Below are 24,300 nucleotides of genomic sequence, written 5' to 3'. Positions count from 1 at the left end.
AGTAGTCCTGCATCAAGTGTAAGTATAAAACTTACTTAAGAAATCATCTGTCCATTGTAGTGAGACTGCTCAAGTACACACAAGCCATAGTCACTCGTTTGCCTTTCTGTAGTTTAGCGGTCATAGGCTGTGCCTACCTTCAAAACCAGCGGTAAGTAACTATCTATCAATGCTAAACCTTTGACATGTCTCTGCAGAAATTATTAATCTTGCGTTTTTAGTACCTGATCGATGTAATCTGCGTATTCCTGTATCGTATGCGTGCGTTGAACTAAAAATTCTTATGGCGGTAATCGAGCGGAAGTATGCCCGTTTTCGCTTTGAATAATCTCGAAAAATATTGCGGATAGGCAAATCCCAACTTATACGCTAATTCACTGATGGATAAATCAGAGTTTAACAGCAAGTCTTTGGCTTCTTCGATTAGGTAATAGTGAATACGATCTTGTGCATTCATACCCGTTTCCTTTTTCAGTAAATCACTCAAATAATTCGGCGACAGATTTACCTGATCGGCTAAATATTTAACGGTTGGCAAACCCTTTTCACTTAGCTCCGGCGACTGCATATAATTCAGCAAGACGGCTTCTACTTTGGTTAACAGGTCTTTATTAACGTGCTTTCGAGTAATGAACTGCCGCTCGTAATACCGGGTACAATAGTTTAATAATAACTCGATATTCGAAACAATCAGGGTCTGGCTGTGCTTATCAATATTTTCCTGTAATTCCGTATCGATCTTTTGGATAATACCCGTTAATACGTTCTTTTCCTTTTCAGAAAGATGGAGGGCTTCGCTGGTCTCATACGAAAAAAACGAATACTCTTTAATGGCTTTCCCTAAGGTAGTTCCCCGGATCAAATCAGGGTGAAAGAACAACCCCCAGCCGGTGGCATTGATGATTGGTTCGGAAGGCTCGTCCAGGGTGATCAACTGCCGGGGAGCCATGCAAATGAGACTGCCCTCTTGAAAATCATACATCTGCTGACCGTATTTCATCTTATTGATGCAGAAGTTTTTGAACATGATCGAGTAAAAACCCAGAGTCATTTTCATGCCGGAGTTGATCTGCTCCTGATAAGAAGAGAAATCGACAACGGCCACTAGTGGATGCTGTACTTCCGCTTTGGGAAGCATTTTATACATCTCGGTAATCGTTTCTATATGATGGATGTTGCTCATAAGCAGTCTGATTTGTCCTATTATGGGTGAAGACGATAAATCGTATAGGGTCTGTTCGTGACCAGCATCGAGGAATCGGGTGCCCCAGCTAGGCCGAGACTTGGATTGATGGTGACCAGATCCCATTGCGACTGTTGATCGGCCATTTCCCACGCTTTCTTTTCGGCCAAGGTTTCGAATACGAATAGGGCTGATAGGTTAGAGAGGCCGTCGTATTCCAGATAGCTTCGTTGAGGGTACCGTTGGGACCTTTTTTACAATCGATGGCATCTGTGTAGATGGCGGCACAGCTGCTAGTCAGCACCACTCCTTTAACGGAAGGCGTTTGATTGACCGTATTGAGTACATTTTGGGTCCCTAAAAAGGCGGGGTCAATCAATTCCTTTTGGGGATCTTCAACGTTAGTAGTGAAGGGGGAAGCCGTGTGGAACACCAGTTCAAGCCCTTCATGGCTTCCAGATACGAGCCTTCCTGGAGCAAATCCGCTTTGAAATAGCGAATGGTGCCTTTGGTTTCAGCCGCCAGCTTGTCCAGATGAGCCGTTTTCGTCTTGTCGTCTGGATTTCGAACAGCTGCGTGAACGGGAACCCCCTTTTTTAATAATTCATAAATAACCCAACTGGCGACAAAGCCGGTCGCACCCGTTACCAGTGCTGGTTTCGATTGATCGATTTGAACCATCGTTTTAAACGTTTGAGAGATAGCGTTGTATCGTTCTTAGTGTAGTGCGGCCAGAATGGCTTTGTAATACGTATCAGCTCGTTCCTGAGAGAAGTAATCAACTACTAGTCCCGCTATGGCGAAATACGATAGGCCAATACCGATTCCCATCCAGGTTGAATTTTTGGTGGTCCAGAAAATCAATAACGTAACGATAAAAAAGAGGGTAGCCACAATTTTCGACACCTTGTATCCATATTGAAAAGCATCGACCCGTTTCTTCTCAGAGACGGCAAAGGCTTTTTTGTCCTGCCGGTAGCTTTGGGGCAATTCTACCATCCGCTTCGGATTGGAGACCATCATTCCTCCTCCAACACCTAAGTAAATGATACCAGAGACCAGCAAGGGCCATAAAAGAGCTTGAGCATTCGGCGTATGACCTGCTTTCCAGAACAGCAATCCCATGACTGCACTAAAAAGGCCGAAGGCAACAATGAGTTTAGCCTCGAATAGCTCGCCTTTAATCCAGGTGGTTGTGTGTTGTATCAATTCCATCGTAGTCTATTGTTTAATCCCTTTCTGATCTAGTGTCCGGCTTCTTTCAGTATTTGGCCAGACTGCTGAATCCTATGCCCAGAAGGAGGATTTCTCGCATACTGGAGCATCAATCGAGCAAGATCGTTTACGGGCAAGGGAGCCATCTTACGAAACAGCCCCACTTTATTGAGAAAAGAAATAACGGATACCCCTATTTTTTCACCGGTTCGGTCGGTTTCGGGTCTTATTAATGGACCAGGGCGAAAAACACCAACGTTTGTAAAATCCAAAGCTTCCACCGATTTTTCCAGCTTGCCTTTCATTTGTGAATAGAACAGGAATGAATTTGGATTGGCAGTAGACGATGAAATTAGGATAAACGTAGGTATGCCATTTGCTTTGGCTAGTTTAGCAAATTCGTACTGGTACTCATAATCGACCACATACTGAGCCTTTTGACTACCCGCAGCTCGTAACGTAGTACCAAGGCATGAAAAGGCCACATCACCGGAAATATAGGATGCCCATTGACCGAGTCTGGAAAAGTCAACAACGACGGTGGTAAGTTTGGAATGGCTTACAGTAAGTGGCTTACGAACCAAGGCTACAATTTCCGAAACGTCCTTACTTGCCATCAGCAATTGTAACAGTTCGTTACCTGTAGAACCAGTTGCCCCAATAATGACTGCTTTCATGTTACTGCGTTGGTATTATCAGACAAAGGTCTGAACCCTCTGAAACGAAGTACTTAAACGAATCCTCGATTGTTGTATACAAATTCAGGATTTATGAAGGATAAGGTGATCGCAACGTTTTAACCAATGACGCTAGGCACCTTTGAATGATAGGATCAAATCAATTGCGAGACGTTGATTAGAAGACTACTAAGCATAGACATTATTCAGCAACAACAGGTTGAAACCTCGTCAAACGAAAAGAACGTTACCAGATAGCCTATCTTTACCGCTGTTATTCGTAGCTGGTTTTTGATTGTCCAGTCTGGTGGCAGCAGGTTGACGGTTTCCGGTGATTTTACTGTCGGAAGGCCTGATGATCTAATATAATCTGGAGTAAAACAGGCTGAGTCTCGTACGCAATCTCAGCCTGTTTTGAGTTAAAAAATAGTACGATGTTCTTTACTTAACCTGGCTCATGACAATTCTGTCATACATTTTGTCGCCCAAAGTTCTTCGCATCCAAATCAGCATTTTGGCATTTTTACCCCTTACGTACCGCCTTCTAGGGTGTTTTTGGGTAATTGCTTTTTCGACCACATTTGCAATCACAATAGGCTCTGAGGATTTGGGGAGTGGTGTTTTCATGATGGGTTCGAACAGATGGCCATAGGCTGTATGCTGAGCGTATTTTTGCCCATAGGCCCCACTGACGTTATAAAAATTGGTATTGATGAATCCTGGTTCAATAATAACCACGTCGATACCGAAGTCTTTTACTTCCAGTCGCAAAACGTCCAGCCATCCTTCCAAGGCATGTTTAGAGGCATGATACCAGGAGGCTAATGGGAAATAAATTTTCCCGCCCATTGAGGTCGTATTGATGATCCGCCCTGACTTTTGTTGTCTCATGTGGGGCAATACGGCCTGAATCATCCGGGTATAACCAAATACGTTAACCTCCATCAGTTTATGAGCATCTTCAGACGTTGTTTCTTCTGCCGTGCCCATAATGCCAAATCCGGCGTTATTATACAAAACATCAATCCGACCTTGCTCCTGAATAATTTTATCGACGGCGGCTTTTATTTGCTCTTCGTTTGTGACATCCAAAATAAGGGAGTGTCCGCCTAATGAATCCAGATACTTGTTACGTTCTGTCTGAATATCTCCGCCGTAAACGATGTATCCTTTTGAGGTAAGCAATTGGCAAGTGGCTTTCCCAATACCTGATGCGGAACCGGTAACTAATACTACTTTTTTAGGCTCGGCTTTAGGATCATCAGCTTTGGCCTGGAATGTGGTCACCAGCAAGAGTAGCGAGGCAACAAGCGTTATTATTTTCATGGCTTACGGTTTATTTCGATTATTACAGGTTACATCTGACTCATGACGATTTTGTCAAATAACTCATCGCCCAGATACGTCCGCATCCAAACCATTGGCTTGGCAAATTTGCGACCCGATACCGGGTTTTAGGGCTGTTGCTAGTAACGATCTTGCTGATCGCGTCAGCAATCACCGAAGGTTTAGAAGAGCCATTGCCTTCAGATGATTTTTTGGTTCCTTCGATAATTTTATCCATCATTTCCCGATAGGCACTGTCCGGGCGGATTTTAGCGAAATTATTCAGCAGTACCGAGCCAAATTCTGTCGCGATAAAGCCGGGTTCCAATACTACTACGTTGACATTGAAGGGCTTCAATTCCAGCCGTAGACAATCGCTTAATCCTTCCACGGCGTGCTTAGATGCATGATACCAGGCCCCCATGGGGAAATACATTTTTCCACCCATCGACGAGGTATTGATGATGGTACCCGATTTCGCTTCCCGCATGTAGGGTACTACTTTCTGGGTCATGGCGGCCATGCCAAACACGTTTACCTCAAACTCTCTCCGGGCTTCGTCCAGGGGAACATCTTCCACCGAACCATATAAACCAAAACCGGCATTGTTCCACAGTACATCAATTTTACCTTCCTGCTTGACAATGGCATCGACTACTCGCTGGATGTCGTTTTCGTTAGTCACATCCATCTGCATCGGAATGCCCCCTAGTTCTTTCAGGTCTTGCATCTGGTCAATCCGGCGAGCTACTGTATAAACGCGGTGCCCTTCCCCAATCAGTTTTTTAGCGGATTCTTTACCCATTCCTGAACTGGCACCGGTTATTAAGATTACTTTTTTCATGATCCTTTTTGTCTTGAATGATGATACAAAGGTATTGGCTGCCAAACCCTCAGCAGTAATACGAATTCTCGTTTCCTGTATACGAATTCTCTTTTTGCTAAAACAGAAGGAAGTATTTTAACTATAAGCTATTGATTAGTGTAGGGAATCTTAATTATAAAGAATATTGAAATAATTTTTCAGATAAAAGCAGCTATTAATGAATCATACTATGGTTGTTTCACTGTTATAATTTCAAAATATTTTAAATTAAAAAGGTAGCAATAAATAATTTAATTAAACTCTATTATCAAGTATTAAAAATGAATAAATATTTATTCGTCATTACAACTATTTCTGTTGTGTATTAGAGTTGAATATGGCTTTGTTGCGTAGCTATTTAGAGAGGGATACTATAAGAGAAAGCATAGATTGTCAAAAACAGCTATGAGGTTTTATATCGTGAAGTATTTTAAGGAATAGCAAAAGGACTAAGCTATATAAGGGAGCATGAGATATTAGATATTCTTCAAATGTTTCAGGTGGTTAACGAAGCAGCAAAGAATGCAGGAAGTGACCCTGTTAGGTCTGAGGGATTTGATAATCATACCGAAGCTCTGGGTGTTTATTTGTTGATTTTCTTATCAGTATAGGGAAATACCAAGAATTAGAAACATTAGACTTGCATGCAGACCGACCCCAACTAACTCGATATAAAGCCATGTTGAAACTTTTTAAGGAACTTAAAATCAAGCAAGCCAAAGCTATTCATCCGAAAGTTTTAGACAAGCTACGGTACTGCTAAGCCCGACAAAACGGCCACGCTCGAATTACGGAGACCGTTGCTTTTCTGACGAAGCACCACAGCAAAATCGACCTGATCTTTCTGGACATTCAGCTCGCCGATGGGCACAGCTTCGCGATTTTTCAGTATATCGATATAGCCATAAGGTTGTCAATCCCGCTTTATGGGTAGCTTCCCGAGAGAAAAGTTTTCGGACCCAGCACCGCGAAAAATCCATCGTCATTTACACTAAAGACATTGTGGCCATCACCATTGAGTGTGAACTCGTTCAGTTGTATACGTTCAGCGGAGAGCGGCACCCGCTCCTGAAAAATCTGGAATACATCGAGTCGGTTTGCAATTCACATCAGTTTTACCACATCAACCGACAAATGCTCATCAATCGTAATGCGATCCAGTCGATTGAACCCTATTTCAAGAGACATTGACATCCTGTCTCTACTCCTGTACAGGGTTCTTACTCTAACCTTGGAGATAGTCGCCAACGTTCTTGTTTCTCTTCTAAAAATCTATAACTAAGGTACATTTGTATATCAAATACCTTTAATGCCAATGATTGACGGCGTACGTACACCTGGGAATGTTTCTCCACTAATATACACCCACAATCCCTGCCAGTAAACAACCGGTAAGGTTACTCGGGATTCATAGGTACGCTCTTCGCCCAGATACTCCCATTCATCGGTTTCGGGTTTATATATCAGCATACTGCGAATGATGCCGGGGTGTTTGGCGGGTGTTTTCCAGCCGGCTGTTACAGCATCAACCCCACCCCAGAAAAAGAACTGATTGCCATTCAACAGCGGAACCGTACCACCACCCGCTGACATGCCTCTAGGCATCGGGGCCAGCTTTTCCCAAGTCAGGAATGGCATTCCTTCAAGCCGCTTCACTCGAATGCGGTAGACATCCAACAGAATATCCCGGTACTTATTACCTTTTGTATTGATTCCCTGGGTTTCGCCACTGAACAGGTAGCCATCCCCATGGTAAACGCCACAAACCGGGAAAACTCTGGCAACTCCTGGAAAGGTGTCGTTCTGTTGCCAACCCGCTTTTAGATTTTTCAAGTCCAGTACAAGACAGGTATGCATAGGAGGTGCCGTAGGGGATCGATTGCCACCGATCAGCACAATCATATTGTCGGTCAGGAAGCCACCCATCTGGGCCAGCGGGTACGGCAATGCCGGGTATTTGGTCAGCATCACATCGCCGCCCTTCCATTCAACGCCCACTACCTGAGTCAAATGCTCCTTGGCATTGCTACCGCCAATGACAATCAACTGGTTTTTATAGGTAATGGAGACGCCATAGCCACACGCTCCAGGAAATGTATGTTTGGCTGTCTTCCACCCCTTTTTGCCTTTTTCCAGCACAAAAATATCGTCGTACCATTTTTTCTTGCCTCCTTCCCAGGGCAGAGTATCCGGAAAATTGGCCCCACCAACAGCAACAATGGCCTCGTCGCTTACTCCGGCAAACATGCCCGCCCGCCCTTTGGGGTCAGGCAGTTTTGGCAAGGGCTCCCATTGGATTGCCATTTGGAACATCCCATTTTTTGTCACTAGCATAACCAGAATCCAGAATGTCAGATGTACTATTTTCATGCGAATAAAAATTAAGCTGTCAGCATTGGCTATTAGTTAAGTCTTTTATTCATCTCAAGACCTATCCCGCCAACGGTGGAGTTGTGGGCTAAAAGCTAATCGCATCGCCGTTTCATGTATATATAGGTATTGAACGGCTGGCTGTTAACGGATCGTTCGCCCTCTCCAGCCGTTGCCGGGCTGGAGATTTCATATCTAATTTTTCCCATGTGTCACGCTAATACGCATTACGGCTCCCGGTCCCGGCTCGCCGTAGCCTCCAGTCACCAATAAAACCTGCTTGTACCTGCTCCATTCTACAAAACAGAGGTTGCTGGTCAGTGGCAGTTGTGTATCGATACTGAAACGTAAATGTCCGTCTATATCCACCACCTGAACGGCTTGCATCCCATAGTGGGCTACCCATACACTACTATCGGGGGCTATAGCGATCCCGTCGGGAAGATTACGGGTCAGTTCACCGGACGGATGTTGCGGTAACTGAATAAAAACCTCCGCTTTACTCCGGGCTACGCCCGGTTCGGTCAATTCGATGGCAAGAATCCGATTCCGATAGCTTTCGGCTACGTAAAGCGTGCGTTCATCGGGTGATAGCCCTAATCCGTTGGCGTAATGGATGTCCCGTAGTACCAATTTTTCAGTGCCATCCGCCCCTTTAAAAAATACCTTCCCATCTACATGAATAGAGTCCGTAAAATAGAGGTTTTGATGGCTATCCAGAATCAGGTCATTGGGTGTACAAATTGTTGTCTTGGCTATCGTTTCTTTTACGAGATAATCGATAAAATTACCTGACGTATCAAACCGAGCAATGCCTGCCTGTTGACTATCACAAACCAAATGTAAGCCCTCAGCCGATATCACTTGTCCGTTCGGGCATACTGTTTTACCCCACGGCTCAACTGTTCCATTCTCCCCGACCGTACCGATCATCCCCCCCGATAAGGTTGTAAAAAAACAACGACCGTCAGGACCTAATACTGGGCCCTCGGTGTAAAAAGGGAGGTTCACTAATTGTTGAACGGTTACCTGCATTATCTGTTTATTTAACGTCTTCGAAAGGATACATGGGTTTTCGGCGGTGACGGTACGTGAAAAGCGTCATGTCGGCTTGGGTCACGCCGGGCGTATCGATCTGCACGATGGAGGGGCAAACCGATGCGTAAGCAGCTATCGGAGCATTAACGCCTTTAGCAATAATGATATCGAAGGCGGCGGGATCAAGCCCAAAGGCAGTCATCTGGCCTAAGCTGTAAGGCGGAGTGCGGCGACTGGTGAGCATGATAGTATTACCGGTCAGGGTTTCGACAACGACCGTATTGCCCATATTGTAATTCACAAACCCGCCGTGTTTGGGCTGATCTTCCTTAAAAATACCATCGCTCAATTGCCGCAAAATCACCTTGGTTGTCCACGCTCCCTGAACGGTTCTGATCGTGACCAGGAAAAGGTCGCCGATAGAAAACATAAATGCTGTTTTCACCGCATCTGGATCGGCCAGGCAGATAAATACTTTTGAGAAGGATTTATTTTCCAGGTATTCGATCAGTACCGAACTATTACCCGGTCCGCCACCGCCTACATTATCGCCCATGTCCAACAGCAGTACAGGCTTTGCCAGACCCAGTAATGTTTCATACACCTGTCCAATGCTTATTTTTTCGCCATTGAATGATGCCCGCCGATCTAGCACATAGGTTGTTAACTGATGTGCCACATCTTCCAGATCTCTGGTCGTCCTCTCTACATCCTGTGCATCGGCTACCAACAAAAAGCCCGAACCCATTTCCGCCACATCGGCATAGGGAAACCCAAGCAGCAAACTGGCCGAAACAAACCCCTTCTCCCCGGCCCATTGATTCATGGTAGCGATCAGGCATTTGCAAGGTTCCTGCGACGTATACTGCTGTTCGATGCTAATAGCCAGCGGTAGTTGCACCAGTTTTTGCAGCGGTTTGATTTCACCCCGTAATATTCTAACCAGCAACCGGGCGGCTTTCAGTCCGGCAATACGCTGGTCAATGTGGGGATTACTGGCATAAGCGACCAATGCGTCAGTAGCGTTGGCTATAGCCGGACTGACATTAGCGTGAGGGTCCAATGTACCCGTTATCGGAACCTTTGGCCCCAGCTTTCGTCGAAGCTCCGTCAGCCAGTGACCATCCATGTCCGGGTACCCTTCGGCCACGCCGGCACCGTGTGGCACCACGACACAGCCATCCATCGGGCCGCACAGGTCCATATTACGCCATAATTCGGCCAGAATAGTTTCATAGGTCCGTTTGTCAATCATCCCGCCGGGAGTGGCCATCGCGTAAAACACGGGAACAAGCTCCATATCGTCGGCCGCAGTGATCACTTCAATTATGCCACTGATCTCGTGATATGCCCCGGCGTATTCGGCCAGTATCCGGTCGCCCACCAGCCAGAAATTGCTCTGAAAATCATCTAGTGTAGTGGGCGTATCAATAAACGTATTCGTTTCATGATAAATACCCATCAGGGCTACCCGCTTTTTCATAAGGCAATTACGGCATCTACTTCAAACTTCAGCACATTGCCCAAGCATCCGACCAGCGTGGTACGGGCCGGGAAGGGCTCTTTAAAATATTCACGATAGATGGCATTGAACTCAGTAATGTCTTCGGCTTTACCGACATAGTTTCGTACCTGAACGGCCTCCTCCAGCGTGGCTCCTGCCGCTTCAACAATCCGTTTCAGGTTATCAAATGAACGGCGGCATTCGCCCGCAAACGTATCGATCACAATCACACCTTTATCGTCGACCGATGCCTGGCCGGAAACAAACAGGTAGTTACCCGAAATAATGCCGGGCGAAAAGGGCAAATGACTTTGGGGTACCTCACTACCAGTAACCACTGTTTTTTTCGTCCTCATAATATACCAAATTTTAAATAGGCTTCGGTAGCCTTCATTCCATTTTTAATCGCATCGCGGGTTACGTTCTCAGCCGAAACCTTGTTCAGAGCCGCCTGGATAACTTCCTGCTCAATAGCCTTCGGAATTACCACGATACCATCTTCATCGGCCATCACCATATCGCCCGGTGAAAACCGGACTCCGTCAATCTCGACTGTTACGTCCATGTCGATTACCCGTTGCCGGTTCTGACTGTCGTAGGGGTTCCTGGAGGTGGCAAAAACCGGGAACTGCATTGCCCTCATCTTGTCAATGTCTCTCACACCACCGTGAATAATTACACCCACACAGCCGCTGTTCTGGGCCGCCGTTGACAGTAACTCGCCCCAGATACCGGACCGATCCGATCCACCCGCAGCGGCAATTAACACATCGCCGGGTTGGCAGCTATCCACAGCTTTCAGTTCGAGATCATACGGGTTTGGATCCACATCATACATATCGGCCCAAAGGGTAGTTTTACACCGCCCCATCAATTTGGGTATTCCGGTGTAGGCATTAAACGGGATACGCGTTGCCTGGTGGGTATAGCCCATCTGGTCCAGTACGTCACTTACCACGGCCACATACAGCCGTTCTTTTAACTCATTCAGATTCATAATATGAAAACACTTAATTGATTTTTATTTACGATTCAGCTGATGTTCTAACCCGGTATAACAAAGCAGCCGATGCAAGCAGGGCAACCGATCCCATCCGGAAAAACAGGCTCAGATCTAAGTGGGCATCCCGGATTGCTCCGGCAGCATATAACCCGATACCTCCGATACTGGTCGATACCAGATTAATGATGCCATAGCCCGTTGCCCGGTACCGTTGGTCGACAACCAGGCATAATATCGGCATCATGTTGGCATCCAGAAACGTACGGGTAAACGCGTAGGTAGTAAAGCCGAGAATGGCTAATGCCAGCACATCGGTACTCCCGGCAAAAAACACAGCCGGAGCAGCGATAACCAGCCCGATGATCGGCACAAAAATTCTCCCTTTCGGATTACGACGGCTCCAGCGGTCGGCCAGGAAACCGCCCAGAATCACGCCCACCAGCGAAACCGGGTAAAAGTAACCCGTAGCATAAACCCCGGCCATGCTTTGGGTTAGGCTGAAATGTTCCTGAAAATAGGTGGGCAGCCAGCCAGCAATCATCCAGGTAACTACACCGGCAATTCCCCAGAACCCAATGGCCAGCCAATAGGACCGGTTACTGAACAGTACCCGAACGGCTTCCCAAATGCCTACGCTTTTTTCCTGAGGGCGATTTTCCAAAACAGGATCAGCAGCACAATCCCGCAACGTAAACAGCAGAACAACGGCATAAATGACTCCCACAATACCGAATATGAAAAATACGTAGTTCCAGGTTTGGTCTTCGGCTAGCCAGCCACCAATAAATCCGAGGCTTTGGCCGATCATGATCCCGCCCATGTGTATTCCCGTTGCCAACGAGCGGCTGTCCCCCTGGTGGTAATCCGCAATCAGGGCCAGGGCGGCCGGAATATAACAGGCTTCGCTGATACCCATCAGTGCCCTCGTCAGCAACAAGCCTTCGAACGTAGTCACATAAGAGGTCATCAGCGTAACCAGCGACCAGATGAACAAGCTGACTATGATTACTTTACTGCGACTGAAGCGGTCGGCCAGAAACCCGGAGAAGGGGCTTAACAATCCGTAAACCCACAGAAACAGAGAAGTCAGTAAGCCAAACTGGGACTCGCTCATCGGGATTGACTCCACGATGGATAGCCGCATAGTCGTAATCATCATTCTGTCCAGGTAGTTCAGGCATCCCACTATACACAGCAGACCTACTACTACCCATGGATAGATTGACGCAGGAAAAAACCGTTGTTTGTTCATGTCTAGAAAATCAATTAGGATACGTATTGCTCAATTCGGTCGATACCTACCGTTATGTCTATCGCCGAGATGTCCGGCAACACAAAATTTCGCTCTACAGTATTCATATCTTTAAACCCGCTACCAGTTACCGGGCAAACCACCACATCCGACGGATCGATTTCACCCCGTTTAAGAGCCTGAACAACCCCAGTCAATGCCACGGCTCCGGCCGGTTCGCCGAAAATCCCTTCCCGGCGGGCCAGTTCCTGGTGCCAGTTGAACACCTGTCCGTCCGTAACCACATAGCCCGTACCGCCCAACTGCCGGCAGATTTGTACCACTTCGGTGCCATCAATCACATTGGCCACCTGCAATCCACTGATCCGGGTAGTAGAATAATCGACCGGAATGGCTTTATCCTGCCCCCACCGTAAGGCTGAAGCAATGGTATCGTTGCCTTCGGGCTGTACACAATGCACTTTGGTAGCCGCCTTTGCCGACAATACTCCCCGGCCAATAGCCAGCGTAAGGCCGCCACCGCCGCGGGCGAAAAATGTGGTCGGGAGCCTGGGGCAACTGCTCCATGATTTCGTACACCATCGTTTGTACCCCCTGCATGGCGGAGGGACAATAGTAAAAGGCACTGATGGGTAAGGGAAGCCGATGATCCTGACAGATTTCGGCCAGTCTGGTAAATACCTCTCCGGTGACCCTAGCACTTTTCCCAAAGTCTTTTACCATCAGGATTTCGGCCCCATAGAGTTGCATCTGGCGGATTTTCGGTATAGGTGCTCCATCTACCACCACCAGAACACACCGAATACCGGCCGCGGCACAGAATGCCGATAACGCGGCCCCCGTATTTCCGCTAGAAGTAGCAATACAAACCTTCTGACCAGCCACTTGCATCTGACTGACCAGTACTGACGCAAACCGATCCTTATACGACCCAGTGGGATTCAGGTTTTCCAGCTTGAAATAGAGGTGTTCAAGACCGATTGCGTTGCCGATATAACGGGATTTCACCAGGGGTGTTCCGCCTTCGCCCAGATACAGACGACTGGCTTTTGGTACCGATGGTAAGTGTTCCGCATATGTCCAGATTGTTTTCAAAATTCGTTGGGCAATTGACGTTTTTTAATCGAGTATTTATTGAAGTTGGGGCTGAACCCACCATCGACCAGCAAGGTGGTGCCGGTGATGTACGAGGCCGATCCGGAGGCCAGCCAGCGAATGGCTTCTGCGATTTCTGCCGGGTCGCCTCCACGGCCTAGAGGGACAAAATCAACCAGTTCATCAATTAGTTGCTGGCTGATGTTTTCACCATCTTCGCCCTGGTAATCCCGGCTCAAGGGTGTTTCGACATAACCGGGTGCTACGCCCACCACTCGGATTCCACTGCGGCCATAGGTAGCAGCTGTTTCCCTGATTAGGCTTTCCAATCCTCCTTTGGCAGCTATATAGCCCGATCCCATTCCTGAAGGACGGCTGGCCATCATGCTGGTAATGTTGATAATAACCCCCGGATTGCCGTTAGCTTCCATCACTTCAGCCGCCCATTTGGTCAGGAAAGCTGGGGCCGTCAGGCATACCTTCAAGGTTCGTTCCCAATCATCCAGTTTCATGGTTCGCAGGCTTTCCAGGGTCCTCCAGGCCGCGTTATTGACCAGTACATTGATACTCCCCCATTTTGCTACGGTTTCCGAGACAATAGCCTGTAGATAGGTACTATCGGCCAGATCCCCAGCCAATGGAAAGCACCTAGTTGCATATTGACTACTCAACTCAGCAGCCAACCCGATAAGAGCGTTTTCGTCGAGATCACTCAGGGTCAGACGATATCCTTCAGCGGCAAAAGCATGAGCCGTAGCCCTGCCGATTCCTCCGGCCGCCCCCGTAATGATTACCACGTTCGACTTATGCATAAATTACAATTTTACCGGGTTCTGAAATGGGTAAAATTCCGCCCAAAGCATCTCCCTGCTTTACATTCACCAATTCCCTTCGCAAAAACACCATCCCGCCTTTATCACAAAATACCTCGGCCTCAGTCCCATTAATCACATCGACTACTTTCCCCCAGCGGTCTCCTTGCTTTACGAAACGGCCGAGACCAACCTCTCTGACAAAAATTCCGTCGATGGGCGAGGGCATCATGGCTTGCAAGTACCCGCTATTATCCCGGTAATCTTCCACCCAGAATACTTCCGACTCAGGTTGTGGTGTGTACGTAGCTGCAACCATTTCGAGTAGAGACAGTACGTTGACACAAGCTTGTTGATAGGCGGCAACTGCCTGGATTCGAATACCCGTTCCTCCACCGTATTCGAGATAAATGGCCGGAATACCCGCATCGCGAGCTACGGATAAAGTCCGTCCCTGTGGAGTCGGCTCGGTGCCCCACACAATAGGTAGGCCACACGCCCAGGCCATTTTACGCTGCATTTCCAGAATGGTTTCGTCGGGATGAAGCATATACCCGGCCAGAGGCGAAATGTCGAACATAACCCCGCCGGTATGCAGATCGACCAAGTAATCAGCCGTCTCAATCAGCTTGCTCAGGCCCGATGCCACTCGTTCCGTAAGGCTCCCATCGGGGTTGCCTGGGCAGGTACGAGCCAAATCCATCTGATCATCGCCACAGCGAGCACTCCGACGAAAGGCACTTTGGTTAGCCACACGAACCAACGTAATCGTTCCCTTCTGCAACTGATTGGGCAAGCTATGCTGAAGCTTTTCAACCGCCAGCATGGGTTCGTATTCATCGCCATGCACCCCAGCAACGAATAACACATGCGGCCCAGGCTCCAAAGCATTGATTTTCTCTGCGGTAAACAATTCCATCTATTTATTGCATTGAGTGAAAACGGGGTCATTGATTACGTTCGACCACTCTTACGCTCATTTATAGAGCGATTTTTGGCTCATTTTGCGAATCTCAAGCACGGAGAGGTGGGTTTTGGCCAACTGGCTTCCGGTACTCAACAGTACGTCTTTAGTGGTAAAATGAATTGTGGTGTAACAGTACCAGCCGCCAGGGTCGGTTTCTATACTATATCCCAGATGTATTTCCAAGATCTTCCCTCATCGGATGAAAGAGCGATGGTTAATGGGGTTCGCATGCCTTTCTGCCAGGCTTTTCGGTAGTTTTAATGTTGTTCTAGACCAGCAGCAGATCACCCGTCAACTGGATGCAGGCGATACTAGCGAATGAATAGTCGTGTTCTGTGCAAGACTCCAGGTTTTGCCCTGATCAACCGAAAAGTTCATGGCTTGAAAACCCTGATTGGCCCGAATAAACATCATGATCCGGCCACCCTTCAGTTCAATCAGGCCGGGCTCCTGGGTCACAATCAACGTTGGATTAGGCACAGATTCACTGGTAGTCCAGGTTTTACCTCCATCGCGTGAATATCGTCAGACCAGATAGACAGCATTATCATCGATCGATTTCCCAGTGTAATGCGAATAGACAAACAGAATCTGCCCATTTTTGAGCGTTACAAAATTGTCCTCGCTATTTCGGGGATTGTCGCCGCCGGGTTCCAGCCAAAGTATACGTTCAGACATATCGTCTGCCAGTCTGCCATGACTCTCTGAGCCATGACAGGCAACGTCAACAGGAATCCGAGCGAGATGAGCAAGTTCCCTATTACCCAGTCAGACAATCTTCCGACATATTTCATAACACTCTGTAAATCAATAAAAATCAACTTCGTTGAACGCAATGCGAAGATCGCCCTGCATGGTAGTGACCCATAATCGGCCCGGACTGACTTCAAAAATATAAGGGTAGGCAATCCAGGCTTTGCCCGTGTCGCGGTTCTGAATCGTGTACGACTTGGCAATCACTTTGGGCTTACTCCAGCTTTTGCCGTCATCGTCCGAAAACGCAATCGACAGTTCTTCGCGGTAGTTGCTGGCGGCTACTTCCGAAAACTGCCGGTCGCCCCCCCGGAACGGGTAGGTTGTCTTGCCTTCGGGAAAACGACGGTTCCAGAGCAGTACCAGTTTGCCACTGGCCAGCCGTTTGAGTTGCCCCGGTGCCGAACTGGCATCAATCGAGGTAGGGCGAATGGTGGTCCAAGTAATGCCTTCGTTGTCCGAAAAAGCCTCCCAGAATGTCCCCCAGTTGGTTCGCATCAATTGCCAGATACGTCCATCCTTCAATTGTTCGATGGTCGATTCGGTAACCCCGCTATGGTCGCCGATACCGCCCATATCAATAATGTTGGACCGTTCCCAGGTCTGACCATCGTCGCGGGTGGTGTAAGTCAGTACCGTATGGTGGCCCGGATTGTGTCGCATCATCATGGAGGTAAAAATCACATTTCCGTCGCGAGTTTCGATCATGCTCCGAATGGCACCCGTATGCTCGGTATGCAACCGTTTCGGCTCCTGCCAGGTACGCCCCCCATCCAGACTACGCATGGCATAGGTTGGCAGAATAGCACCGGGCGTATCGGAAAGGGTACGATCCCATTTCCACCCGCTCCGTTCGGCCAAGTTCAAAAAAGCAAAGATGAGCACGCCACTTCGCGTTTTGAGCATGGCCCGCTCCCCCGAAATGTTGAATTTTTCGGGCTTTGCAAACAGGGGATACGGTTGCCAGGTTTTACCTTCGTCCTTACTGATCATGCAATTTTGCCCTTCGATGGCCACCATGTGTCCGTCAGAATTGCGTATAAACGGCCCCATCAAAAGCCCTTTCATCTCGTCGACGTTTTGGGGAATCCAGGCACCAGTGGCTGTAATTTTACCGGTTTGTTCATTGAATACTACCGGTTCCTGCCCCAGGCAGCCAGTAATGGTCAGCCAAAAACAGACATAGAATTGTGCTATTTTAGTCATCTTGATTAAGAATCGTCTCGTCGAAAATTATTCACTGGCAATACCACTCACGACCGCCATTTTATCCAGAATCTGCTGTACGTCTTCTGCTTTCCAGGGTTGATTTCCTATACCTAAGGGCGGGTTGGGCAAACCAACGTCGATGCCGTGTTTCATAAACATAGCCTGCTGAAAAAACGTCCAGGCATTGGGCAGAACGGCATGGATAATTTCCTGAAAAGTCAGCATAAACCGCTTGCCCAGTTCAACATTTCCGGCCTTGAAAGCCTGATACACATAGGCACACTCTTCGCCCCACAGATTGTAAAAACTGCCGATGGCCCCAACAGTCCCGCACAAGGCGGCCTGACAAAACAGCTCATCGGCCCCACTAAACAGAATCAGGTCGTCACCTGCCAGAATGTGCATCAGGCTAATTTCGTACAGATTCTGGGTAGTCAGTTTCATTCCCTGAATATTGGGAAGGGCCAGCAGCTGTTCCAGATACGGTTGTACATCGCCCCCAAAAATACTCTGGTTACCAACATGGTATGGAAAGAAGGGGATATTAACTGACGAACTGATGGCCCGGTAGTGGGCTAAGGCTTGCACTGTTCCTCCCTGGTAATAAATTGGTGCTACCGATGAGATGCCATATACGCCTGATTTTTCGGCCGCCTGTGCTAATCGGATCGATTCGCGGGTGTTGATAGCTCCTACCTGCGTCATCACGGGCATCCGGTTTCCGACCAGTTCCATTACTTTCAGGGTAACGTCGAGCCGCTGCTTTTCGGTAAACAACACGCCCTGCCCCGTTGATCCCAGTACGTAAATACCGCCTAACTGCTGGTCGATAAATAACTGGACAATTTTTTCCAGCTCCGCAAAGTTAGGTGCTCCGTCCGGATGCACAGGTGTGAGCAAGGCAGGCCATACACCTCCTAATACTGATTTACTAAACATGTATGTGTATTTAAACTTGTCAAAATAGGCTAATGTATTGATAGACAGCGACTAGGGCAAATGGTTTTCTTACAGGATTAACCTAATCTGTCAGTATCCGGGGTTTTGCTTGATCTTATTTTCAAGGCTAAGCGTATTGGCCGAAATCGGGAAAAGCAGTAAATAATCTTTTCCAGTACGGTCTTTCAACGAGGCTACTTTGTCGAACACTTTGTTAAAGCGAACCAGATCCCACCAGCGTTTTCCTTCCAGACCTAACTCCAGCAAACGTTCCTGAAGAATCACATCGTCATTCTGTGCCTGCGAGCCGTTGGTAAATGCATAGGCACCGACTTTGCTACCATAAGCCCGGGTCCGTACCTGCATGATTTCCGACGAAGGGTCCTGACCGAGTGCATTTTTGACTTCGGCGATCATCAACAGAATATCGGCATAGCGATACACGATATAGTCGTCCAGAAAATAGCGGACTCCCAAATCAACAATACCGTTGAATTTGACGGCAAACGCCCCATAGAATTTCGAAACGCCACTAGAGGCTGTGTAAATCTCCCGAAACGTTCCGCTCTTACGCTGGTCGTCGTCGGTAAACTGCGACCGGAAAGCCGCTGCCGGTGCCCAGAAATTCTGACCAGCGGCTACGCCCAGAGCCGCAGCCACTTCGGTGTTGATGTCTTTCGGGACGTAGGCTGGTGAGAAGTACATATTCGCATAGTCGTTGTCTGTCACTTCATTCCGTTTGAAGTTGATTGCAAAGATGATTTCCTTATTGCCCTTGGTGGTATAGTCGAAAATATCGTTATAATTGCTCATCAAGGCCACATCCGACGATTTCACCTGGTTGAGAGCCTCCAGAGCAGTATTATAATCGGCCTTTCCGCCAGCCACTTTTTTGGCCGTCCACAGATACACATCCCCTTTCAGTGCATTCAATGCGGGTTTGCTCCATACGTTTCGCCCGGTCGGAAAGGTATTGTTGGAGAATAAAGCCAGGGACTTGTCCAGATCGCTTTTAATGAGGGTAAACACATTCGCCACCGACGACCGCTCCCGCTGAATCGAAGTGGGGTCGAAATTTTCGGTAGGTTCGGTTACCAGCGGTAATTCACCCCAGGTTCTGACCATACAGAAGTAAACGTAGGCACGCATGGCATAGGCCTGTGCCAGAATATTGTTTTTGGTAGCTTCCGACGTAAATGAAATACCCGGTACGTACTTAATAATGAGGTTGGCATGGTGTATAACCGTGTACATGCCCTGCCAGTCGGGCCCGGAATTGGTCGCATCCAGTTGGTTGAGGTAGAAAAGATCCCGGCCATCCAGCCCCTGCACCCCTGCACCAACGGTTTCACTCCGGGCTTCGCCCCACAAAAATAGGTTCTTGCTCGCCTGGGCCCGAAGATTGACGTACATGCCATAGATACCCCCAGTCGCATCATCCTGTGTTTTCCAAAACGAAGCATTACTGATGACACTGGTCGGTTGCAGCTCAAGATTTTCGGTACAGGAGGTTATAATTACTCCCAGCAGCGTTATGTAGAGGAAACGTAATTGCTTTTTCATGAGAGTGCTGTTCGTTTAAAGCGTGACATTCAAACCAAACATAAAAGTCCGGGGGAGTGGGTAGCGTCCCCGGTCAGTACCGCCTTCTTCCGGATTCAGGCCTTTGTAGCCCGTAATATATCCCAGATTCTGTACGGTAAGGTTCATGCGAACGCCCTGAAGTGTAAGAAAACCAGCCATTTTTTTAGGCAGAATATACGACAAGGATACTTCCCGGAAACAGAGAAAATCACCAGATTCGTAGTATCGAGAGTTACTGCCATTAGCTGACAGAGCATTGCGAAACAGGTTGTTTTGTGCGTTCTGATCGGCCCAGTAATATTTTGGAACCTCCGTCCGATCGCCCGGTTTCTTCCACGACTGGAGAGCTTCTTTCGAGATGTTGATATCGCCCTGAAACTGTCCTATCATCTGAGCACGCGGGTAGTTGAAAATCGTATGCCCCGTTGTGTAATCGGCCCGAACGTAGAAACTAAGACCTTTGTAGCTTAAGGTATTTGAAATGCCACCCGTCCAAGTAGGGTATGGATTTCCTACATACACCCGGTCGCGGGCATCGATAGAGCCGTTGCCATCGGCATCCAGCCAGATCACATCCCCCCCGTATTTGGTGCGGTTGCTTCGGGTAATCAGGTAATCGATTGGAGCTTTGGCAGCTTCCTCGTCAGTGGAATAAATCCCAAGTTGTTTGTACGAGAACATATCGCCAACCCGACCGCCTTCCTGCAAACCACCTTTGTAAACGTACGATTTGGTTGCATCGTCCCAGATTTCAATGCCACCAATCCGATTGTTTGTATTACCATTTTCGGGAAGTTTGAGGATTTTCTGTAGGGTTTTGGCTGCATTCACTGAAACCACCCATTGCAGCGTTGAGCTGGGCGGCAACACGCTGGCCCTTAGTTCCAATTCGATCCCTTTGTTTTCGAGGCTCCCCAGATTGGTACGCACACTGGAAAAACCAGTCGACAAGGGTAGGCTCAGATCGGTCAGCAGATTATCGGTTACCCGACGGTATACATCGACAAGCATACTGATCCGGTTGTTAAACAGGCCAATATCGGCACCCAGATCGACAGTTTTCGAGCGTTCCCATTGCAGATTCGCATTCGGTAGAATGGTATTGGTAATGGCCGCATTTCCATTATACAACGATCCGACGCTGTACTGCCCCTGTGCCTGAAAGTCGGCCAGGCCCGCAATATTTCCATTGACCCCATAACTGGCCCGTAATTTCAGCCGCAGCTTATCTTCCGAAATGCTTTTCCAGAAATTTTCCCTGTGCAGATTCCAGCCAACCGATACTCCTGGAAAGAACCCCCACTGATGCGACGCCCCCAGATTGGATGCCCCATCGTACCGTGCATTTAACGACACCAGGTATTTGTCCATATAGTCGTAGTTAATCCGGGAAAAATACCCCACCAGCACCTGCCGACTTTCGTAACCCGATACCGACAGAGGAGTTGCCGATGCGTTCAAAGTTGGAATTAAATCGGACGAAGCACCCTGGCCAGTTGCACTAAGCCCCGTCGTATCCCGCTGGTAGTAGGAAATCCCCAGTTTTGTCTCCACATTATGAACGCCCTGAAACAATTTGGAATAGCTGAGCACTCCGTCGGCTTGGTACTGGGTTCGTTTGCCGTATAAGCCCGTGGCCGAACGGGTAGTTATATACGATGTAGGTCCATTGTAATAGGCCTGCTGAAATGAACGGCCATCACCACTGGTTTCGTAGAGCGACAGTTGCGGATCAAACGAAAGGCCAGGCAGCATTTGCCAGTGTCCGCCAATAGCCATCGATAGATTGGTGATCGAATTTTTTCCTTTCAGTTTGTTTAGATAGTACTCGGGATTGCCAAGTGACATCGCCAATCCTGGAGCTAGTGATCCATCCTCAAAAACATATTTGGTCGTCATTGGAACGTCAATAGATCTTTCAAAAATGCTATTGTTTGAAAATACCTGATTATTGCCTGACCGTGAATACATCATCCTGCTAAAAAACTTCAATCGATTATTGACCAGTAATTCTCCGTTGAGGTCGAAATTCAGACGTTGATATTTGGTAGTAATAGCTATTCCTTGTGCGTTCATATACCCTAGTCCAGCACTGAATGTAGCCTTCTCACTACCTCCTGAAAAGGACAGGTGGTGGTTTTGTGAAATAGCATTTTGGAATAAAACTTTCTGAAAATCCGTCTCTTTAAAAATGATCGTTTTGGACGGGTCTACCGGATCAGGCATACTTTCCCACCCTTCGTTCAGTTTATGCCGGTTCGCATCCGTCAAATACTGCGTAGTAAAAGCCGTTGAATTCGTCAAATCATTACCGGTCCCATAGCCCGACTTACCCGTCAGCAGGTTCAGATATGTAGCGTTACCCGAAACCTGCGAGGTCGCCAGAACACCTAGCCGCTGATACGTAAGCAGATCTCTGTCCGATGCCAGCTCATATCCTTTTGCTAACTGTGACAGCGACCAGTTGTACTGATAATTAACCCTAAGCTTACCACTTTTACCGGTTTTGGTGGTTACAATTACTACTCCATTAGATGCCCTGGCTCCATAAATAGCGGTCGATGCAGCATCTTTCAATACTTGCATAGATTCGATTTCCTCCGAACTGATATCGTTCAGGTTAGGCCTGATTACCCCATCAATAATATAAAGAGGTGCTGCTCCATTCGGATTTGTAATGGAAGTCCCTCCCCGGATAATTACACGGGGAGCCGCTCCAGGTTGTCCTGAAATACTCTGAACTCGCATCCCAGCAATAGTTCCCTGCAACGACGATGCTGCGTTTTGATAAGGGATATTTTCAAGTACCTTATTATCAAGTTTCGAAATGGCCGTCGTAATCTTATCTCTGATCTGCGTACCATACCCAACCACCAGCACTTCGCCTAGATTAGTAGATTCGGGCTCCAAGGTTATATCCAGATTCGTCTGTGCAGAAATAGTCACTTCTCGTGGTCTATACCCCACAAAACTGAAAACCAGTGTTTGACCTGAAGCAACCGCTATTGAGAATTTTCCCTCGGCATCAGTGGTTACGCCGTTTGGTATGCCTTTCACTACCACGGTTACAAACGGCATGAATGCTTGATCTTCGGCGGAACGCACTGTTCCTTTTACTAGCTGTTGACCAATCGATGGAATACATAAACAGATTCCCGCACTTCCCAAAAGAACTAACAGTAATTTCGACGTAAGCTTCCTTTTCATGAAGATAAAAGTTTTGTACATGCATTTTTATTCTACACTTCATCAGAAAATCAAAATATTATTCTTAATTTCATTTGTAGGACAAATATAATAATGATAATTAATTACCAATCATTTTGTATAAAAAATTAACTAAAGTATTACGTTTCTATACGAACTATTATCTTGCATAACCAACCATCTAGTAGGTAAATCATATGTCTATAGCCAAATTAGGTGCATTAAATCCACTGGAAACCTTGTCGATGACTGATCGTGTAGAGAACAGTCTCAGAGTTTATTTCACTGAAAATGGCTTTAAACCTGGCGATGCTCTGCCTAATGAAGTGGAAATTGCTCAAAAGCTTAATGTCAGTCGTAATGTTGTCCGAGAGGCCCTCAGTCGATTACGCATGTTAGGTATGGTTGAAGCCAGACCACGACGCGGTATGATCATGGCTCAACCCGATTTGTTGGGGGGTATTGAGAAAGTATTAAATCCAGCACTCCTAAGCCAAGATAACCTCAAGGACATTTTCGAGATGCGGCTTATTTTGGAGATGGGGATTCCTGAGTTTCTGTTTGCCCGAAAAACTGAACAAGATTTGAACGAACTAGACGAGATACTATCCCAACAAAAAGATGTTACAACAGTATCTAAGGATGAAGAAATTGCCTTTCACGGTAAGCTATATGAAATGACGGGCAACGACATGTTCAAACGGTTTCAAACACTGCTTATGCCTACATTCGATCATGTATTTACAGGCTATTACGATAATGACAAAAAGATTGAAATCGCCAACCCCATTACGCATCACGATCTGGTTGCCATTTTGAAAACCGGCACTCCCGACGAATTTCGAAAGGCGATGTATACCCACCTGGCTGTCTATTTTGCCTCTATTCTTTAAGTCGATAATCGAGGATTTAAAATCCTTGTATGACATCAAAGGCTTTCAACATAAGGACCAAGATATAGATGGACGAGCCGCCAAAAGTTAGACGGATTCGCGTTTAGATTGATAGTAATGAGCTCGGTATTCAATCGGGCTCATTGCCTTTAAATGGTGCTTGATGCGGTATTTATTATAATAGCGTATATTAAGCAACAATATCTTTTTTGAGAACTTCTATTGACTCATAGGATTGAAGATAGAAGAGTTCAGACTTCAACGTTCCAAATCGGATCGCCGAAGCGAAAGCTTTCGATCACTGCATTGTCTAGACAGTTGCCTTTTCGGGACATGCTCTGAATGATGCCCCGCTCGCGGAGCCAGGCTTGATACGTTTTCATCTGATACCGCCAACCCTGATCCGAA

At 47.3% G+C, this 24,300-nt stretch carries 27 protein-coding genes; 2 read left to right on the top strand and 25 right to left on the bottom strand.

What is annotated here, in order from left to right; all coding sequences use genetic code 11:
- Positions 1-271 precede the first annotated feature (271 nt).
- From BWI96_RS06230 to BWI96_RS06200, 7 genes are all read right to left on the bottom strand, one after another.
- The gene (locus BWI96_RS06230) at positions 272-1,183 is read right to left on the bottom strand and encodes an AraC family transcriptional regulator (protein WP_106635821.1); all 912 of its coding nucleotides are present in this window, start codon (positions 1,181-1,183) and stop codon (positions 272-274) included.
- Positions 1,184-1,271: 88 nt separating this feature from the next.
- On the bottom strand, positions 1,272-1,616 hold the full coding sequence (locus BWI96_RS22190; RefSeq protein WP_232793597.1) for a hypothetical protein: 345 nt from the start codon (positions 1,614-1,616) through the stop codon (positions 1,272-1,274).
- Positions 1,559-1,864 carry a GDP-mannose 4,6-dehydratase gene (locus tag BWI96_RS22185; RefSeq protein WP_106635819.1) on the bottom strand — a complete coding sequence of 102 codons (306 nt, stop codon included), beginning with the start codon at positions 1,862-1,864 and terminating at the stop codon, positions 1,559-1,561. The genes BWI96_RS22190 and BWI96_RS22185 overlap by 58 nt, the downstream gene beginning before the upstream one ends.
- Before the next feature lie 36 nt (positions 1,865-1,900).
- The gene (locus tag BWI96_RS06215) at positions 1,901-2,398 is read right to left on the bottom strand and encodes a hypothetical protein (protein WP_106635818.1); all 498 of its coding nucleotides are present in this window, start codon (positions 2,396-2,398) and stop codon (positions 1,901-1,903) included.
- A gap of 29 nt (positions 2,399-2,427) precedes the next feature.
- Positions 2,428-3,075, bottom strand: a complete 648-nt coding sequence (locus tag BWI96_RS06210) for an NAD(P)H-binding protein (RefSeq protein ID WP_106635817.1) — start codon at positions 3,073-3,075, stop codon at positions 2,428-2,430.
- Positions 3,076-3,516: 441 nt separating this feature from the next.
- On the bottom strand, positions 3,517-4,401 hold the full coding sequence (locus BWI96_RS06205; protein WP_106635816.1) for an oxidoreductase: 885 nt from the start codon (positions 4,399-4,401) through the stop codon (positions 3,517-3,519).
- A gap of 40 nt (positions 4,402-4,441) precedes the next feature.
- Positions 4,442-5,245, bottom strand: a complete 804-nt coding sequence (locus BWI96_RS06200; protein WP_232793596.1) for an oxidoreductase — start codon at positions 5,243-5,245, stop codon at positions 4,442-4,444.
- A 777-nt stretch (positions 5,246-6,022) separates the two neighbouring features.
- Here BWI96_RS06200 and BWI96_RS23175 point away from each other — a divergent pair.
- Complete coding sequence (locus tag BWI96_RS23175) at positions 6,023-6,457, top strand: LytTR family DNA-binding domain-containing protein (protein ID WP_106635815.1); 435 nt, start codon at positions 6,023-6,025, stop codon at positions 6,455-6,457.
- Positions 6,458-6,562: 105 nt separating this feature from the next.
- Here the strand turns inward: BWI96_RS23175 and BWI96_RS06190 are convergent, their stop codons facing one another.
- The 16 genes from BWI96_RS06190 to BWI96_RS06115 all read right to left on the bottom strand — a co-directional run bounded on the left by BWI96_RS06190 (position 6,563) and on the right by BWI96_RS06115 (position 22,999).
- The gene (locus BWI96_RS06190) at positions 6,563-7,636 is read right to left on the bottom strand and encodes a hypothetical protein (RefSeq protein ID WP_157830235.1); all 1,074 of its coding nucleotides are present in this window, start codon (positions 7,634-7,636) and stop codon (positions 6,563-6,565) included.
- Positions 7,637-7,831: 195 nt separating this feature from the next.
- Complete coding sequence (locus BWI96_RS06185) at positions 7,832-8,671, bottom strand: SMP-30/gluconolactonase/LRE family protein (protein ID WP_106635813.1); 840 nt, start codon at positions 8,669-8,671, stop codon at positions 7,832-7,834.
- A 7-nt stretch (positions 8,672-8,678) separates the two neighbouring features.
- Positions 8,679-10,157 carry a M81 family metallopeptidase gene (locus BWI96_RS06180; RefSeq protein ID WP_106635812.1) on the bottom strand — a complete coding sequence of 493 codons (1,479 nt, stop codon included), beginning with the start codon at positions 10,155-10,157 and terminating at the stop codon, positions 8,679-8,681.
- Complete coding sequence (locus BWI96_RS06175) at positions 10,154-10,534, bottom strand: RidA family protein (protein WP_106635811.1); 381 nt, start codon at positions 10,532-10,534, stop codon at positions 10,154-10,156. Before BWI96_RS06175 ends, BWI96_RS06180 begins: the two co-directional genes overlap by 4 nt.
- Complete coding sequence (locus tag BWI96_RS06170; RefSeq protein ID WP_106635810.1) at positions 10,531-11,175, bottom strand: RraA family protein; 645 nt, start codon at positions 11,173-11,175, stop codon at positions 10,531-10,533. The genes BWI96_RS06175 and BWI96_RS06170 overlap by 4 nt, the downstream gene beginning before the upstream one ends.
- A 28-nt stretch (positions 11,176-11,203) precedes the next feature.
- Positions 11,204-12,433, bottom strand: a complete 1,230-nt coding sequence (locus tag BWI96_RS06165) for an MFS transporter (RefSeq protein WP_106635809.1) — start codon at positions 12,431-12,433, stop codon at positions 11,204-11,206.
- 14 nt (positions 12,434-12,447) lie between these two features.
- The gene (locus BWI96_RS22805; RefSeq protein ID WP_255400612.1) at positions 12,448-12,918 is read right to left on the bottom strand and encodes a pyridoxal-phosphate dependent enzyme; all 471 of its coding nucleotides are present in this window, start codon (positions 12,916-12,918) and stop codon (positions 12,448-12,450) included.
- The gene (locus BWI96_RS22800) at positions 12,830-13,528 is read right to left on the bottom strand and encodes a pyridoxal-phosphate dependent enzyme (RefSeq protein ID WP_157830233.1); all 699 of its coding nucleotides are present in this window, start codon (positions 13,526-13,528) and stop codon (positions 12,830-12,832) included. Before BWI96_RS22800 ends, BWI96_RS22805 begins: the two co-directional genes overlap by 89 nt.
- Positions 13,525-14,340, bottom strand: coding sequence for an SDR family NAD(P)-dependent oxidoreductase (locus BWI96_RS06150; RefSeq protein WP_106635806.1), 816 nt, complete (start codon positions 14,338-14,340; stop codon positions 13,525-13,527). Before BWI96_RS06150 ends, BWI96_RS22800 begins: the two co-directional genes overlap by 4 nt.
- The gene (locus BWI96_RS06145) at positions 14,333-15,259 is read right to left on the bottom strand and encodes a succinylglutamate desuccinylase/aspartoacylase family protein (protein WP_106635805.1); all 927 of its coding nucleotides are present in this window, start codon (positions 15,257-15,259) and stop codon (positions 14,333-14,335) included. The genes BWI96_RS06150 and BWI96_RS06145 overlap by 8 nt, the downstream gene beginning before the upstream one ends.
- Before the next feature lie 339 nt (positions 15,260-15,598).
- Complete coding sequence (locus BWI96_RS21465; protein WP_232793593.1) at positions 15,599-15,787, bottom strand: sialidase family protein; 189 nt, start codon at positions 15,785-15,787, stop codon at positions 15,599-15,601.
- Positions 15,788-15,832: 45 nt separating this feature from the next.
- Complete coding sequence (locus tag BWI96_RS21460) at positions 15,833-15,985, bottom strand: hypothetical protein (protein WP_157830232.1); 153 nt, start codon at positions 15,983-15,985, stop codon at positions 15,833-15,835.
- Positions 15,986-16,114: 129 nt separating this feature from the next.
- On the bottom strand, positions 16,115-17,266 hold the full coding sequence (locus BWI96_RS06130) for a sialidase family protein (protein ID WP_106635802.1): 1,152 nt from the start codon (positions 17,264-17,266) through the stop codon (positions 16,115-16,117).
- Positions 17,267-17,293: 27 nt separating this feature from the next.
- On the bottom strand, positions 17,294-18,208 hold the full coding sequence (locus BWI96_RS06125; protein ID WP_106635801.1) for a dihydrodipicolinate synthase family protein: 915 nt from the start codon (positions 18,206-18,208) through the stop codon (positions 17,294-17,296).
- A gap of 90 nt (positions 18,209-18,298) precedes the next feature.
- A complete protein-coding gene (locus tag BWI96_RS06120; RefSeq protein WP_106635800.1) occupies positions 18,299-19,771 on the bottom strand; it encodes a RagB/SusD family nutrient uptake outer membrane protein in 1,473 nt (490 codons plus the stop codon).
- 15 nt (positions 19,772-19,786) lie between these two features.
- On the bottom strand, positions 19,787-22,999 hold the full coding sequence (locus tag BWI96_RS06115) for a TonB-dependent receptor (protein ID WP_106635946.1): 3,213 nt from the start codon (positions 22,997-22,999) through the stop codon (positions 19,787-19,789).
- Between the two features lie 197 nt (positions 23,000-23,196).
- Here BWI96_RS06115 and BWI96_RS06110 point away from each other — a divergent pair, with 197 nt between their 5' ends.
- On the top strand, positions 23,197-23,892 hold the full coding sequence (locus tag BWI96_RS06110; RefSeq protein ID WP_106635799.1) for a FadR/GntR family transcriptional regulator: 696 nt from the start codon (positions 23,197-23,199) through the stop codon (positions 23,890-23,892).
- 87 nt (positions 23,893-23,979) lie between these two features.
- Here the strand turns inward: BWI96_RS06110 and BWI96_RS23170 are convergent, their stop codons facing one another.
- Together BWI96_RS23170 and BWI96_RS22795 are read right to left on the bottom strand one after the other, a co-directional pair.
- A complete protein-coding gene (locus BWI96_RS23170; protein WP_157830231.1) occupies positions 23,980-24,090 on the bottom strand; it encodes an IS3 family transposase in 111 nt (36 codons plus the stop codon).
- Between the two features lie 53 nt (positions 24,091-24,143).
- The gene (locus BWI96_RS22795; RefSeq protein ID WP_106635798.1) at positions 24,144-24,275 is read right to left on the bottom strand and encodes a hypothetical protein; all 132 of its coding nucleotides are present in this window, start codon (positions 24,273-24,275) and stop codon (positions 24,144-24,146) included.
- Positions 24,276-24,300 lie beyond the last annotated feature (25 nt).

The sequence above is a fragment of the Siphonobacter sp. SORGH_AS_0500 genome (assembly GCF_002838835.1).
GTDB lineage: Bacteria > Bacteroidota > Bacteroidia > Cytophagales > Spirosomataceae > Siphonobacter.
This window is presented reverse-complemented; position numbering and strand designations above follow the sequence as displayed.

Coding starts and splice junctions, on each gene's coding strand:
- BWI96_RS06230 (WP_106635821.1), bottom strand. CDS start 1,183: ATGAGCAACATCCATCATATAGAAACGATTACCGAGATGTATAAAATG.
- BWI96_RS22185 (WP_106635819.1), bottom strand. CDS start 1,864: ATGGTTCAAATCGATCAATCGAAACCAGCACTGGTAACGGGTGCGACC.
- BWI96_RS06215 (WP_106635818.1), bottom strand. CDS start 2,398: ATGGAATTGATACAACACACAACCACCTGGATTAAAGGCGAGCTATTC.
- BWI96_RS06210 (WP_106635817.1), bottom strand. CDS start 3,075: ATGAAAGCAGTCATTATTGGGGCAACTGGTTCTACAGGTAACGAACTG.
- BWI96_RS06205 (WP_106635816.1), bottom strand. CDS start 4,401: ATGAAAATAATAACGCTTGTTGCCTCGCTACTCTTGCTGGTGACCACA.
- BWI96_RS06200 (WP_232793596.1), bottom strand. CDS start 5,245: ATGAAAAAAGTAATCTTAATAACCGGTGCCAGTTCAGGAATGGGTAAA.
- BWI96_RS06190 (WP_157830235.1), bottom strand. CDS start 7,636: ATGAAAATAGTACATCTGACATTCTGGATTCTGGTTATGCTAGTGACA.
- BWI96_RS06185 (WP_106635813.1), bottom strand. CDS start 8,671: ATGCAGGTAACCGTTCAACAATTAGTGAACCTCCCTTTTTACACCGAG.
- BWI96_RS06180 (WP_106635812.1), bottom strand. CDS start 10,157: ATGAAAAAGCGGGTAGCCCTGATGGGTATTTATCATGAAACGAATACG.
- BWI96_RS06175 (WP_106635811.1), bottom strand. CDS start 10,534: ATGAGGACGAAAAAAACAGTGGTTACTGGTAGTGAGGTACCCCAAAGT.
- BWI96_RS06170 (WP_106635810.1), bottom strand. CDS start 11,175: ATGAATCTGAATGAGTTAAAAGAACGGCTGTATGTGGCCGTGGTAAGT.
- BWI96_RS06165 (WP_106635809.1), bottom strand. CDS start 12,433: ATGAACAAACAACGGTTTTTTCCTGCGTCAATCTATCCATGGGTAGTA.
- BWI96_RS06150 (WP_106635806.1), bottom strand. CDS start 14,340: ATGCATAAGTCGAACGTGGTAATCATTACGGGGGCGGCCGGAGGAATC.
- BWI96_RS06145 (WP_106635805.1), bottom strand. CDS start 15,259: ATGGAATTGTTTACCGCAGAGAAAATCAATGCTTTGGAGCCTGGGCCG.
- BWI96_RS21460 (WP_157830232.1), bottom strand. CDS start 15,985: ATGTCTGAACGTATACTTTGGCTGGAACCCGGCGGCGACAATCCCCGA.
- BWI96_RS06130 (WP_106635802.1), bottom strand. CDS start 17,266: ATGACTAAAATAGCACAATTCTATGTCTGTTTTTGGCTGACCATTACT.
- BWI96_RS06125 (WP_106635801.1), bottom strand. CDS start 18,208: ATGTTTAGTAAATCAGTATTAGGAGGTGTATGGCCTGCCTTGCTCACA.
- BWI96_RS06120 (WP_106635800.1), bottom strand. CDS start 19,771: ATGAAAAAGCAATTACGTTTCCTCTACATAACGCTGCTGGGAGTAATT.
- BWI96_RS06115 (WP_106635946.1), bottom strand. CDS start 22,999: ATGAAAAGGAAGCTTACGTCGAAATTACTGTTAGTTCTTTTGGGAAGT.
- BWI96_RS06110 (WP_106635799.1), top strand. CDS start 23,197: ATGTCTATAGCCAAATTAGGTGCATTAAATCCACTGGAAACCTTGTCG.
- BWI96_RS22795 (WP_106635798.1), bottom strand. CDS start 24,275: ATGAAAACGTATCAAGCCTGGCTCCGCGAGCGGGGCATCATTCAGAGC.